12 protein-coding genes are annotated in these 13,645 nt (G+C 61.4%); 1 reads left to right on the forward strand and 11 read right to left on the reverse strand.

Going from position 1 to position 13,645, the window contains the following annotated elements; all coding sequences use genetic code 11:
• Window position 1 precedes the first annotated feature (1 nt).
• The 4 genes from F8N85_RS05230 to F8N85_RS05245 all read right to left on the reverse strand — a co-directional run bounded on the left by F8N85_RS05230 (window position 2) and on the right by F8N85_RS05245 (window position 5,307).
• Complete coding sequence (locus tag F8N85_RS05230; RefSeq protein ID WP_150802598.1) at window positions 2–1,075, reverse strand: WD40/YVTN/BNR-like repeat-containing protein; 1,074 nt, start codon at window positions 1,073–1,075, stop codon at window positions 2–4.
• Between the two features lie 126 nt (window positions 1,076–1,201).
• Window positions 1,202–2,560 (reverse strand): DUF1329 domain-containing protein, encoded by a 1,359-nt coding sequence (locus tag F8N85_RS05235; protein WP_150802599.1) that lies wholly within the window; start codon window positions 2,558–2,560, stop codon window positions 1,202–1,204.
• Window positions 2,561–2,599: 39 nt separating this feature from the next.
• On the reverse strand, window positions 2,600–4,612 hold the full coding sequence (locus F8N85_RS05240; RefSeq protein WP_150802600.1) for a DUF1302 domain-containing protein: 2,013 nt from the start codon (window positions 4,610–4,612) through the stop codon (window positions 2,600–2,602).
• Between the two features lie 128 nt (window positions 4,613–4,740).
• Window positions 4,741–5,307, reverse strand: a complete 567-nt coding sequence (locus F8N85_RS05245; protein WP_150802601.1) for an RBBP9/YdeN family alpha/beta hydrolase — start codon at window positions 5,305–5,307, stop codon at window positions 4,741–4,743.
• A 382-nt stretch (window positions 5,308–5,689) separates the two neighbouring features.
• On the opposite strand from F8N85_RS05245, the gene F8N85_RS05250 reads away from it, so the two are divergent.
• On the forward strand, window positions 5,690–6,703 hold the full coding sequence (locus F8N85_RS05250; protein WP_150802602.1) for an AraC family transcriptional regulator: 1,014 nt from the start codon (window positions 5,690–5,692) through the stop codon (window positions 6,701–6,703).
• A 243-nt stretch (window positions 6,704–6,946) separates the two neighbouring features.
• On the opposite strand, the gene F8N85_RS05255 is transcribed toward F8N85_RS05250, so the two are convergent.
• The 7 genes from F8N85_RS05255 to F8N85_RS05285 all read right to left on the reverse strand — a co-directional run bounded on the left by F8N85_RS05255 (window position 6,947) and on the right by F8N85_RS05285 (window position 13,340).
• A complete protein-coding gene (locus F8N85_RS05255; protein WP_150802603.1) occupies window positions 6,947–7,957 on the reverse strand; it encodes a YeiH family protein in 1,011 nt (336 codons plus the stop codon).
• Window positions 7,954–8,280: a Rieske (2Fe-2S) protein gene (locus tag F8N85_RS05260; RefSeq protein WP_150802604.1), complete on the reverse strand. Its 327-nt coding sequence runs from the start codon at window positions 8,278–8,280 to the stop codon at window positions 7,954–7,956. The genes F8N85_RS05255 and F8N85_RS05260 overlap by 4 nt, the downstream gene beginning before the upstream one ends.
• Complete coding sequence (locus F8N85_RS05265; RefSeq protein ID WP_150802605.1) at window positions 8,277–8,942, reverse strand: DsbA family oxidoreductase; 666 nt, start codon at window positions 8,940–8,942, stop codon at window positions 8,277–8,279. The genes F8N85_RS05260 and F8N85_RS05265 overlap by 4 nt, the downstream gene beginning before the upstream one ends.
• Window positions 8,939–10,270, reverse strand: coding sequence for an MFS transporter (locus F8N85_RS05270; RefSeq protein ID WP_150802606.1), 1,332 nt, complete (start codon window positions 10,268–10,270; stop codon window positions 8,939–8,941). Before F8N85_RS05270 ends, F8N85_RS05265 begins: the two co-directional genes overlap by 4 nt.
• 101 nt (window positions 10,271–10,371) lie before the next feature.
• Window positions 10,372–11,424, reverse strand: a complete 1,053-nt coding sequence (locus F8N85_RS05275) for a 3-keto-5-aminohexanoate cleavage protein (RefSeq protein WP_150802607.1) — start codon at window positions 11,422–11,424, stop codon at window positions 10,372–10,374.
• 72 nt (window positions 11,425–11,496) lie between these two features.
• On the reverse strand, window positions 11,497–12,345 hold the full coding sequence (locus tag F8N85_RS05280; protein ID WP_150802608.1) for a TauD/TfdA dioxygenase family protein: 849 nt from the start codon (window positions 12,343–12,345) through the stop codon (window positions 11,497–11,499).
• Between the two features lie 14 nt (window positions 12,346–12,359).
• Window positions 12,360–13,340, reverse strand: a complete 981-nt coding sequence (locus F8N85_RS05285) for a quinone oxidoreductase family protein (RefSeq protein ID WP_150802609.1) — start codon at window positions 13,338–13,340, stop codon at window positions 12,360–12,362.
• Window positions 13,341–13,645: the final 305 nt, after the last annotated feature.

Below are 13,645 nucleotides of genomic sequence, written 5' to 3' on the forward strand. Positions count from 1 at the left end.
CTTATTCTTGTGAAAGCACGCGTGCACCACGGTTGCCGACCAACACCAGCGCGCCATCGGCGGCCTGGACGGCGCCGGCCACCGGTGACGGGTTGTGCTGCGCCATCAACTTCAAGGCCCCCCCGTCATCCTGGCTGACCAGCCTGTGCCCGGCCTGGGTGAACAGCTGGTAATGGCCGCCGGCGTCGAGTGTGGCGGCCGTGATGTTGACCTGCAGGCCCGTATTGATCGGGCTCCAGCGGGAGCCGCCATCGGTGCTGCGAAACACATGGCCGCGCAGGCCGTAGGCCAGGATTTCGCCAGGCTTGCCGACCACACCGAAAAAGCTGCCTTGATAAGGCGTTTGCACGGCCAGGAAACGCTGCCGGGCGTCATCCCACTTGAGCAGCAGCCCCTGTTCGCCGGCGATGTACAGCGCATCGCCGGTGGAGGCGATGGCATTGAGGTGAAAACCCTGCGGGTTATCGGTACGGTCCTGGAAGGGAGTCCAGTGCTTGCCACCGTCTTCAGTGCGCAGGATCAGGTTGAACACACCCACCACGTAACCGAGTTGGTCATTGGCAAACCAGACGTCGAGCAGCGGCTTGTCGGCGCCCTCCTTGGTCAACCGCTGGCCTTCTTCGACCCGCTGCGCCCATTGCTCGTTGCCAGGTTCGGCCGCAGCCAGTGCGCCGTAATGCTTGACCAGCAAGTCGCCGATCTCGCGGCCATCCAGCTGTTTGCTCCAGGTCGCGCCGGCATCGTTGCTGTGCAGCACCACGCCATCGCTACCGACGGCCCAGCCTTGCCGTGCCGAAGGAAAGGACACGGCGTTGAGGTCGGCACTGACCGGCACGCTGGCCTGCAGCCAGTTCGTGCCGGCATCATCGGAATAAAGAATGTGGCCACGCTGCCCTACGGCAACCAGTCGTTCACCTGCACGGGCCGTGGCCAGCAAGGGGCTGCGCACGGCCAGGGCACTGAGCCGGGCCGGCTGGTCCAGCACGTCGACGAAGCTGGCGGCCTGAACGTTTCCCTGCATCAGCACCAGCGTGGCGCCCAGCGCCAGCAACGCGCACTTCTTGTACGAACCCATATTGCATCCTCTTGAGGAAACTGCGCCGGGAACACCCTGGGGTGAACCCGCCGTTGGAGTCGGGCGCCCGGGTCGTGCGGCCACCGCACCGACGGTGGACCGCATGGGCGCTTTGTCACAGGGTGTTTAGCGGATGCCTGCCCCGGCCAGGGATTCCGGCGCCCACTGCGCCTTGGACAGCGAGTCGATGTAGCGGATGCCGCCGTAAGGGCCTACCACACCGTTGATGTTGTAGGAGCCACCCACCAGGTCGTAGATCATGAAAGGCGTCGAGTCCGGCACCTGCTTGTCATAGCTCTGGCTGAGGAATGCAAAGGAACCGCGGTAGAGCTGGCCACGTGCGTCGTACTGATCGGAAGCCAGAGCGGCCCAGCTGTCTTCATCGAGGTAGAAGCGACGCTTCTGGTAGATGTGCCGTACACCGGCCTTGAGGTTGCCTTCCACCACCCAGACGCGGTGTTTCTCCCAGCGCACGAAATCGGGTGCGAGGTGGTTGGGGGTGGTCAGCGACTTGGGATCCTGGACGTAGGTCAACTTGTAGGTGTTGTAGGGCACGATCATTTCCTGCTTGCCCACCAGCGTCCAGTCGTAGCGGTCCAGCGCGCCGTTGAACACGAACACGTCGTCGAAGGTACCGGCACCGGCGGTACCCGGGTTAGGCGTGTCGTAGGCCAGGTTCGGTGCCAGCTTGACCCGACGCTGGCCAGGCAGGTACTGCCAGGCACGGCGCGGTTGCGCCAGCGGGTTGGCCGCGTCCTTGAGCATCAGCGCTTCGCCGGCTCGACGTGCGGGGCCGGTGTAGTACAGCTTCATCTGGTAGTACACGTCGGCACTGCTGATCGGCTGCGACAGGTTCTCGTAGATCGGGTAGGTAATGAACGCCTGCCCGGTGGTGGCCAGGCTCGCCACGCCGGCCGAGTCGACGTTCCAGGAGTCGTACTTGGAGTTGATGTTGACGCCCTGGTAGCGCAGCAGGAAGTTCCACATCGCCTCGCTGCCCGTGTGCGGAATCGGGAACGGCACGCCTGGCAGAACGTTGTCGATGGCCAACCCGCCTTCGAGGGACTTGGCGCCGTTGGCATTCTTCACGCTGTTGTCCAGCACGGCCTGGGGCAATGCCACGGTACGGTGGGTCGGGAAGACATCGATGCGATAGGTGGGAAAGCGCTTGGCCAGTTCAACGGTGGTGGCCGTGAGCATGCCCTTGTACTGGTCGACGTTCTTGCCATCGATCACCAGCAGCGGCTTTTCATTGGGGTAAGGGTCCGGGCGCATGCTGTCACCGGTCTTGAAACTGGCCGGTGCGGTGGTCAGGCCGCCGGCATAGGCGGGAATCGAACCATCGGCATTGGCGGCTTTTTCAGCGCCCACCAGGGTCAGGCTGGTGCCCAGTTTGGCAGCTTCCTGGGTTGTTACGGCGGCTTGCGCCTGTGCGCCGAGGGTCATGGCCAGGGACGCGGCCAGCAGTGTCTTGACGAATTTCATTTTATTGTTCTCCTGCTTGATGACTAAGCAATGGGTGAATCAAAAGGTGGTTTTCAGCGTCAGGTACACTGCGCCACGGTCTTCTGTGGTCGCACCGCCGCCCGAGAAAGCCGAATAGCCACCGGCGAAGCACGCATAGTTTTCGTTGCCACTGAAGGCGTTGGGGGTCGATCCGTCGCCGCTACCGGCATTCGCAGCACCGGTGCTGTTGCCGCTGGCGTTGCACTTGTCGGTCTTGCCGAAGGAGTCCACGTACTTGAGGTCGACAAAGTACTTGTTGTAAACGGCGGCACCGACGCCGAACGCATAGTTGCCGGTGTCTTTGGCGCCACCGCCCGATACCGGTGAAACACCGTCGATGCCCACGTTGACGGACATCGGCATGCTCATGTCCACGCCGGGAAATACCTGGTACCAGGTGGGGATGAAGTTGACCGCGATACCCCAGTTGTCGCGGGTCGATGCATCGATGCCGTGGTAACTGCTCTTACCCTTGTAGAGCGCCGAATTCTTGTCATCGAGCTTGAGCAGGTTGCTGTAATACAACTCGGCGAGCACGACGGCCTGATCGAACACGGGCGTCTTGGGAAGGGTCATCAGACCGTTGACTGTCCAGTGCAGCGTGTCGCCAGTGGCGCTCATGCTGTCCCCATCGCTCGGGGTGTCGTAGACGATACCGGTGGCCGCCGAACGTGGAGGCAGCAGGCCAAGGCCGTTACCCAGCCCGCGGGGGCTGGACGTGCTGACGATCGCCGGGATACTGGCCAGCGGCATGTTGTGGCGGATGTTCAAGTCACTGCCAACACTGATGCCGCCGACATCCTTGGACAGGCTCAGACCGAAGATATCGATCTTGTCGGAATAGGCCAGTTGATAGGTAGCGGTGTTCAACGAGTTCAGCGTGTTGACGACACCCGCCCCCAAGCCCGCTGGCGGCGTGCCATTAGGATTGGACGAAGTGATCCCTCTAGCGTCGAGCCAGGCCTGAGGCAGGATGTCCGAAGTCTGGCGGTAATAGGCGCCGAGCGTGCCGTCCAGCCATGCCGGCGACCACTTGGCCATGACGCCCCAGTCGCCACGATTGTCCGGTGTCAGGTCATCACCGCGACGCACGTTGGTCAGTGCGTTGCAGGGTGCCACGCCACAACCGAGCGGGCTGCCGGGTGTCACCGAGTTGGTGTTGCCCAGCAGGAACGATTGCGCGCCGAAGCCCACCAGATCGGAACCGCCGTAGTAAGTACCGGCCTCAGGCAGACGAGCAGCATCCCAATCCAGGAAGTACTGGGCACCGACGGTCAACTCGGGATTGACGGTAAAGGACATCGAAACCTGGTTACGTGGAACGAACAGTTCCTTGGCCTCGGTACCGGGCGACGCTGCAAGCTTGGCCAGGTCCAGGCCGGACTGGCCATAGCTGATCGAATGCACCGGGTTGAGAATGGTCTCGCCCCAGAATACGTTGTGTTGACCGGCCTTGGCGCTGAACAGCGACTCCTCACCCACTTCAGTGCTGTAGAACACGAAGGCGTCCAGAATCTCACCGGAAGGACCTGAGTAGTAACGCTGGGCATAGTTACTCAGATGGGGGCTGCCATTGCCGACATTGTCGTTGGTGACTGGCGCCAGGCGTGGGTCATTGGCGACCAGCCCCGACGTTTCACCATTGCCATTGACGAACGGATTTGAATTGGAACCGGTGTTTTCATACGCCTTGTCGTACCAGCTCGCCGCACTGACGCGAAAACCCATACTGTCTTTGTAGACCACATCCATCTCGGTCAACAGGTCAACACGGTTGGTCATGTTGGTCCCGGCATGGCGGAAGTTGTAGTCGCCATCGTTGTTGTTCGGCGTCCCCAGCATGCGCTTGTCGGCGCTTTCGGTGCGCACTCCATAGTTGTACTTGACGGTGTTGTCAAAGCGCACAGCCCAGTCGGGGTTGCCGGTATCGAGTTCGAACCCATGGGCAGCCGGTATGGAAGCAGCAAGGGTGGCCAAGGCCAGCAGACTGCGATGCGAGGGTTTGTGGCTGTGACTCTTATTGTTATGCATTACGTTGTCTCCGCCGTGTTGTACTTGTGTTTAAGCGCAGCCGTCCTTGCGCAAGCCCTGGTGAAGGGGCCAACGTTTTTCAAGCGTTAGAGCAATTATGGAAGTCTTGCGACCGGGCACATGCCGGGTTAGCAATCCAGTTCCTGTAGGAGGGCTTCGGCGCCCGGCCAGTGGCCAAAACCCGATGCCGGATTGAGGTGGCCAACCTGACCGAGGTTGACCAGTTCGCTGCCCCAGCCCCGGGCCATCCCGGTGACAGCTTCAAGGCTGGCCAAATGATCGTTGGTGCTGCCGGCCACGATGCTGCGAAACGGCAGCGCGCCCTTGGGTAGCGGATCCCAGCCATTGGCCCGCAGGGCTTGTGGGGATGGATAGTGTTCTGGCCAGGTGGCATCGAGGTCCGGCGGTGCGGCCAGCAGCGCGCCCTTGATCGGGCGGCTGTGACGGGCGGCCCAGTGGGCCACCATCAACACACCGGCGCTGTGGGCGACCAGAATCACCGGGCCGTCGATCCGGGCGAGTTCGTTCTCGATGGCCTGAACACGGGCAGCGCAGTCGAGCTTGTTGGTTTCCAGTGGCGGCACGCTGTGCACTTTGCGCAGTCTGGCCTGTAACAGTGTCTGCCAATGCTCGGCAACATGGTCGCGCAAGCCAGGTACGATCAGAACGGTTGCGACAGTTTCTAGTGTGTCCACTTGCTCACCTTCTTGAGGGCTCGACTGGCTCGTTGGCCAGAAGTTTTTTGTTGAGCTCACATTAAAGAGCCCCCAGCCGGTGCGCTTTTCATTAGACGTCAGGCGCTTTTCTTTTCATGACAAATGCACGACCACTCATGCGTTGAAACGTTCAACCAGCAAGTGCAAAGAGTGCGCCGTGGCCTCCAGGTCGTTCCTGGTCAGTGATCGCGGTATTGACTCGCATGGTTGCTTCCTTGGGGGTTTCGGGGAAGCAGAAAGTACTGAAGAACGTCGGCGTGAACCGCGCAGATCGCGTCAAATACTTTTCATTTGATGACTCGCTGGCTTATAGTCAGGAACGCTTTTTTCCATAAAAAACAACACCAGGAAAAGCTCCTGCATGACCAAGCTCGTTCGCGCTGCTGTCTTGACCAACTACCTGGAAGTGGCTCATTACCTGGGGCTCAATCCGCACGACCTGCTGGCCCGCGTGGGCCTGAGCAAAACCCAGCTGCAAACGCCCGAGCACCGTATTGCCATCGATGCGGCGGTGCGATTGCTGGAGGATTCGGCCGCTGCCAGCGGTTGCCAGTACTTCGGCCTGAGCATGGCCGAGTCGCGCCCGCTCTCGGACTTCGGTGTCGTCAGTCTGTTGCTCACCCACCAGCGCACCCTGCGCGATGCCTTGCAGGTGCTGGTCAATTACCGCCATCTGCTCAACGACTCGCTGGCGATCTTCATTGAAGAGGCCGGCAAGATGGTGATCATTCGCGAGGAAGTGGTGCCCGAGTCATCCATGCCCTGCCGCCAGGCCAATGAACTGGCGATCGGCGTGATGTTCCGGCTCTGCGCCGCCCTGCTCGGCGCCCATTGGCAGCCCTACAGCGTCAACTTCACGCACCAGGCGCCGGACAACCTGCAGCTGCATCGACGGTTGTTCGGCTGCAAGCTGGAATTCGGCAGCGAATTCACTGGCATCGTCTGCCCCAACGCCAACCTGGACATTACCAACCCCCACGCCGACCCTGCGATGGCGCGCCACGCCCAGCGTTACCTCGACTCGCTGCTAGGCGATGAAGGGCCGTCGACCCTGTTCGAAGTACGCAAGGCCATCTATCTGCTGCTACCGATGGGGCGCGCCACCATCGAGCAGATCGCCCAGATCCAGGGCGTTAACGTGCGCACCTTGCAGCGACGTCTCAAAGAAGACAATTGCACGTTCAACGACGTGATCAACGACGTACGCCGTGACCTGGTACTGCGTTACATGGAAAACCCGAATTATTCGCTGGGGCGTATCGCCGACATGCTCGGTTATTCCATGGCGAGTTCGTTCACCCGCTGGTTCATCACCCAGTTCGGCATGCCGCCGGCCTCCTGGCGCAGCACGCACAAGAATGCCCAGCCTGAGTGAACGACGCACTGTGCGTGAGGGAAGCCGAGAAATGGAGGTCCTGCGGACCTTGATGCAGCTGCCGTCAGGCTGCGTCCTGCTTTTCAAGTAGGTTGCAGGCAAAAAAAAAGCGGGAACTGCCGTCACAGTTCCCGCCAAAAAAACCGGTGTCTGTGACACCGGTCGAGTGCCGCGCTACGTCACGGAGTAAACGTAGCGCGGCGCCACTTGCAAAATTTATTACAGCGCGATCTCGTCCAGGGCTTACATCCCCCAGTGCAGCAACAGCAGCACCAGGGCGACGAGGAACACGGTTTCCCCCACCATCAACAGGATCGGCTTGATACCGACCGAGGCCAGCTCCTTGAGCTGGGTTTTCATGCCCAGTGCGCTGATGGAAATCACCAGGGCCCAGCGCGACAGTTCGTTGATCCCGCCCTGCACTGCCGGAGCGACCCAGCCAGTACTGTTGATGCATGCCAGGATGACAAAGCCGACGGCGAACCAGGGCAACAGCGGCGGCCGCTTGCCCGTCGGGTCGGCGCCTTGCATGCGGGTGATCATGGCGGCGCTGACAATCACCGGCACCAGCATGGCGACACGCATCAGCTTGACCACCGTGGCCGTATCGCCGGTCTCGGTCGACATGCTGTAACCGGCACCGACCACCTGGGCGACATCATGGATGGTCGCGCCGAGAAACACCCCGGCGATTTGTGGCGACAAATGGAACCAGTTGGCAATCATCGGGTAGAGAATCATCGCTGTGGTCGACAGCGCCGACACGCCGATCACGGTGAACAATGTGGCGCGTTCTTTCTGTGGGTGGTTGGGCAGCGCCGCTGCCAGCGCCAGTGCCGCCGATGCACCGCAGATCGCGGTGGCTCCGCCGGTGAGCATGCCGAACAGGCGCTGGAAGCCCATGGCCTTGGCCGCCACCACTGACACGCAGATGGTCACCACCACCAGGATCACCACCAGGGCCACTGGCTTCCAGCCCAGGGCCGCAATCTGCTCGAGGGTGATGCGCATGCCCAGCAAGGCCACGCCAAGGCGCAGCACGCTGCGTGCGGTGAACTCGATGCCGGCCTTGCAAGTGCCTTCGCCGGAGAGAAAGTTCAGCGCCATGCCCAGCAACAGGGCGAACAACATGACCGGGGCACCGTAGTGTTCGGACAGGAAGCTCGCCGCTGCGGCAACGATCAGGCTGACGATGAAGCCCGGCGCCAATTCACGCACCCGGCTATGAATATTGGTAAGAGCAATGGCGGTCATGACGCGGACACCTCTGGAACGATAACGATGAACGCCTGGCCGTCGACGAGCTCGACCGGGTAATTGGCGACCTTGAGTTTGGTTGAATTGAGCAGGTAGCCACTGGCCAGGTCGAAACGCAGGCCATGGGCGCAGCACTGAATCACCCGCCCATCCAGGCGCCCACCACACAGTGACGCCCCTTGGTGCGGGCAGCTGTCATCGATGACATAGAGGCTGCCCTCTATGTTGAACAGCGCCAGGCTCTTGCCATCGAATTCAAACAGCGATCGGCCTCCGGCCTCCGGGAGTTTGCCGGCAGGCACCGGTACTCGCAGGCTCATGACAGTTGCCGCTGCGGCACGTTGTGCTGCAGCACTTCGCACATGGCGCCGAGCAGCACCTCGGCAGCTTGTGCCCCGGCGATCATCCGCTCACGGTTGAGACGGAAACAAGGCACGCTGCTGACGCCACTTGCCGCTTGGCCCACAAAGGGCGTGGCATCTGCACGCAAGCAGTCGATCAACGCTGCACGGTCAAAGCCGCATGTCTCGCCTATATCCACCAGGGTGTTGCTGCAACCCAGGTTCTCACCGAGATGGAAATAGGCGGCGAACAGGAGTTCGAGCAAGGCTTCACACTGCTGTGGGCTGCCAATCGCGGTGGCATGTTCCAGTAGTCGATGGGCATTGGCGGTATTGGGCATTCTCTGGATGGTGCTCAGGTCGATGTTCACACCGACCGCTGCGGCGGCCTGCTGCACCTGGGCCTGACGCAGACGCACATTCTCGGCACTGCCCAGGCGCTTGAGGTAAAACTCGGCGAACGGTTCGCCCTCGGGCGGCAGGTTCGGCAGTAACTGCACCCCCTGCCATTGCAGCGTGATCACGACATCCGGCTGCTCGCTGCGCAACTGCGCCAGCGCGCGTTCCAGCTGGCGCTTGCCGATCAGGCACCAAGGGCAAATAAAATCGAAGAACACTTCGATATGCAAACGACGACTCACGATCTCACCTCTGACGCTGTTTCGCCGACCGGGTCCTTGACCACCTCGCCCTGCAGGCGAGCAATGTCGGTGCGGTAATAACACTTGGCATAAAAGAACACTGTTGCCGCCGCGATACTCACCAGCGGCACACACTGGAAGGCCGCCTGCAGGCCAATAAGATCGGACAACTTGCCGGTGAGGAACGGCCCCGGGGCCAGCCCCAGCATATTGTTGGCCAGGGTCAGCGTGGCAAAGGCGGTACCGTGCACCGAGTAGTGGGTCAGGTTGGCCACCATGGCACCGGCCGGGCCCGTGGTGCCTGCGGCAATCAGCATGCCCAGGCAGATCAGCACCAGTTGCGCGGGCCCTGGCGGCAAGGCGAACGCCAGCGACAACAGCAGGCAACTGCCCAGGCAATAGGCGATAGCCAGGGCGATCTTGCGCTCAGGCGACGCCTGGCACAGCCGGTCACTGAGCATGCCGCAGAGAATCATCCCCGCGCCGCTGCACAGTACGATGATCGCCGCGACGCCACCGGCCTTGTCCGTAGGCATTTCGTAATAGCGGTTCAGGTAGCTGGGCAACCACACGATCACCGTGCCACCCACGAACAGCTGCAGGCCGCTGCCGATATAGGCAGCGATCACCGAACGGCTGCCAAACAGCGAACGCAACGGACGCTTGACCGCGTTGGCTGCCTTGTTCGCGGCGGCGACCGCACGTTTTGGCGCGATTCGCGCTTCCTTGACGATGATCGGATATAGCACCGCCAACAGCAGGCCGAACAACGCCATGCCGGCAAACGACCAGCGCCAGCCCAGCTTGGCTGCCAGCGCCCCGCCCAGGGCCATGCCCAACACCGAGCCGAACATACCGCCCGCCATGAAGGCACTGGCGAGCGTGGCGCGCATATGTTTGGGAAATACCGAAATCACCACCGCGATGCCGACGCTGCCGTAGGCCGCCTCGCCGACACCAACCATAAAGCGGGCGATGAACATCTGCTGGTAGTTCTCGGCCAGGGCACAGCCAAGGGTGGCCAGGCTCCACAGTAGAGCCATCAGCGCCAGGCTCCTGACCCGGCCAAAGCGGTCGGCCAACAGCGACAGGGGGAACGTCAGCAGACCAACCATCAAGGCGACGATGCCGCTGAGCAGGCCGAGCTCACCATCGCTCAACCCCCATTCGCTCTTGAGCATCGGGAACACGGCATTGAGTACCTGCCGTGACATGTAATCGGAAATCAACAGGCCGAAGGTCAGCGCAAAGACGACCCAGGCGTAACTGCGCGCAACGGTGACGGGGTTTTGATCCTCATCGCCTGCCGAGCTGTGGTGAAAGGCCATGCTGCCTCCTCGGGGAATTGCTTATATTTATTTTTATCTTGCAGGTATCACGTGTTGCATCGCGACGAGGCAGGCGACGTTCGCCGCCTGCCCCTCGGCGATCAGCGGCGCTGCGGCACGCCTTTCTGGCCAGGCTTGCGGTTTGGCGCCATGCCGTTGGCCAACAGGGTTTCTTCGATGCTCGAGTACTCCACACCGATGCGGTAGATTTCGCGCGCTTCCTGGCCGGAGGCGATTTCGCGGCCCAGTTCATGGGCGACGCGCACGGTCTGCTCGATCTGCTGCACGGACGAGAAGCGATTGCCTTTCTGATCGATGATGGTGTCTTCGATACCCACGCGTGGGTGCATCCCCATGGCCAGGGCCATGGTGTTGAACGGCAGCACGTTCTTCAGCAGCGACTCGGCGGTCAGGGTGCAGCCGTCTGGTGCGCGGTGGATGAAGTTGAAGAAATTGAACGGATTCGGGCCGTCGAAACCGCCGCCGATGCCGATCCAGGTCAGGTTCAGCGGGCCCTTGTAGACACCCTTGCGCACCAGGCGCTCCAGGGTTTCCATGGCGTGCATGCCGGTCAGCTGGAAATGCGGCTGGATGCCATTGGCCATCAAGCGCTTGAGGTGCTCCTCGACCCAGGCCGGGCCTGCCGGTACGGTCATCTCGCTGTAGGCCGCCTGGTAAGCCGGGTTGGCCAGGGAAGTACCTTCCAGGTATTGCGGATACAACAGCTCCATGATGTTCATCTGGGTGGTGTTGATGGCCACGGTGACCTGGTCAGGCTTGGGCGTCAGCTCGGCCAGCATGTGACGGGTGTCATCGCTCAGCCACTGGGCCGCTTCGCCATCGCTTTCGGGGGCGAAGGAAATCGAACCGCCGACCTGAATGATCATGTCCGGTACAGCTTCACGCACACCGGCGATCAGTTCGTTGAACTTGGACAGGCGCTTGGAGCCCTTGCCGTCCAGCTCACGCACGTGCAGGTGCAACACGGTAGCACCGGCCTCGTAGCAATCGACAGCCTTCTGCACCTGCTCGTCCATGGTCACCGGAATGTCTTCGGGGAAGTCTTCCGGCATCCATTCTGGGCCGTACGGGGCAACGGTGATTACCACCTTTTCCATATTTTCGGGGTGCAGGGAATCGTCGAAGAATTGCATGAATGTCTCCTCATTTTTATTGTTTCCCGCCCGGAAGTATTTTCCAGCGCGGGACGAGTGCCGATGGCTTCGTTAGTAGGTCTTGTCGCCAATGATGCCGGCGCGCTCCATCTTGCGATGGCAGGCGGGGTAATCCATGACGGCGTAATGTTGGGTGCTGCGGTTGTCCCAGATGGCAATGCTGTTGGGCTTCCAGCGCCAGCGCACCTGATACTCGGGGATGTAGGCCTGGCTGATCAGGTAGCGCAGCAGGTCGGCCGCGCCCGGGTTGGCATCCTGGCCGAAGCGCACCCGCTCAGGGGTGTGGTAGTTGCTCAAATGGGTGGTGAAGGCATTGACGAACAACACCTTTTCGCCGGTTTGCGGATGAGTGCGTACCACCGGATGCTCGGCGTCCGGGTATTGGGCCTTGAGCGCCAGGCGTTTTTCGATCGGCATGACCGCACCGAAGCTCGCCTCGATGCTGTGGCGGGCACGCAGGTCGGCAATCTTCGCCTTCACGTCATCGGGCAGGCGCTCGTAGGCCACCACCATGTTTGCCCACAGGGTGTCGCCGCCCACCGGCGGGCACTCCACGCAGCGCAGCACGCAGCCCATCGACGGTGTCTCACGCCAGGTGCCATCGGTGTGCCAGGCGTTCTCGTAACGGTCCACGGGCTGGTCCGGGCGCTTGTAGATCTGCACCAGCCCCGGATGCTCCGGATCACTGCCGGCCACCGGATGATCCTCCAGCTCGCCGAAGCGGCGAGCGAAGGCAACGTGCTCGGCGCGGCTGATGTCCTGGTCACGCAGGAACACCACCCGATGCTTGAGCAACTGGGCACGAATCTCGGCGAAAAGACCGTCGTCATGGATAGCGTCGGCGAGTTGGACGCCGATCAGTTCCGCGCCGATGTTGCAGGTCAATTGTTCGACGTTCATGGCAGATAGTTTCCTTAAATGACGAAAATCGACGAGCCCGTGGTCTTGCGCGACTCCAGGTCACGGTGGGCCTGCACGGCATCCTGCAATGCATAGTGCTGGTTGATCTCGATTTTGATTCGGCCGCTGCCGACATGATCGAACAACTCGCCGGCCAGGTCGGCTTTCTCCGCCGGGTCGGCAATGTAGTCGGCCAGGGCCGGACGGGTCAGGTACAGCGAGCCCTTCATTGCCAGTTGCACCGGGTCGAAAGCCGGGATCGGGCCGGACGCGGTGCCCACGCAGACCATCAGGCCGCGGCGCTTGAGCGAATCCAGGGAGCCCATGAAGGTGTTCTTGCCGACACTGTCGAACACGACGTTGACGCCGACGCCGTCGGTCATTTCGCGAACGCGCGCGGCGACGTCTTCATGGCTGTAGTTGATGACGTGGTCGCAACCGTGAGCCTTGGCGATTTCACCCTTGGCCTCAGTGGATACGGTGCCTATGACCGTCAGGCCGAGCAGCTTGGCCCACTGGGAAACGATCAGACCGACGCCGCCGGCAGCCGCGTGCAGCAGAATGCTGTCGCCGGCCTTGAAGTTGTAGATACGGCGCATCAGGTAGGATGACGTCAGGCCGCGCATGGTCATGGCGGCGGCAGTCTCGAAACTGATGGTTTCAGGCAGCTTGATCAACGGCTCGGCCGCGATCAGACGCTCGGTGCTGTACGCACCCAGGGTGTTGAGAAAGCCGGTGTAGGTGACGCGATCGCCAACGACGACATTGGTCACGCCCTCGCCCACCGCCTGCACCACACCGGATGCCTCGACGCCCATGCCATTGGCCAGCGGGATCGGGTAGGTACCGTTACGGAAATAGGTGTCGGCATAGTTCAGGCCGACCGCCACATGACGAAGACGAACCTGACCGGGACCGGGGTCGCCCACTTCGACGCTTTCATAGCGCAGGACTTCGGGACCACCGGTTTCGTAGAAGCGTACGGCTTTAGGCATGCCTGTTTTACTCCAATCTGCTAATCATGCGTGCTGCATCGATTTGTGTTGATTGGACTGTAGGCCGCAGGCTGGATGAACGCTTTTCATCAGACGACAATGGCTTTTCATTTCGTGACAAACACAGGGCCCTGCAGAGCGCGTAAGCACCCAGCCCTAAACCCTGGCATCACCGAAATCACGTCAGCCCGTCATCGGGCTATGCTCTAGCGATCCAGAGGGGTGGAGCATAATCAATAGTGCGGGCATGACGATCGTGCCACGAGGGTTGAAACCTGAAGGCACAAGTTGCAGCGTGCGTGGAA

The organism is Pseudomonas fluorescens, assembly GCF_902497875.1.
GTDB lineage: Bacteria > Pseudomonadota > Gammaproteobacteria > Pseudomonadales > Pseudomonadaceae > Aquipseudomonas > Aquipseudomonas fluorescens_BR.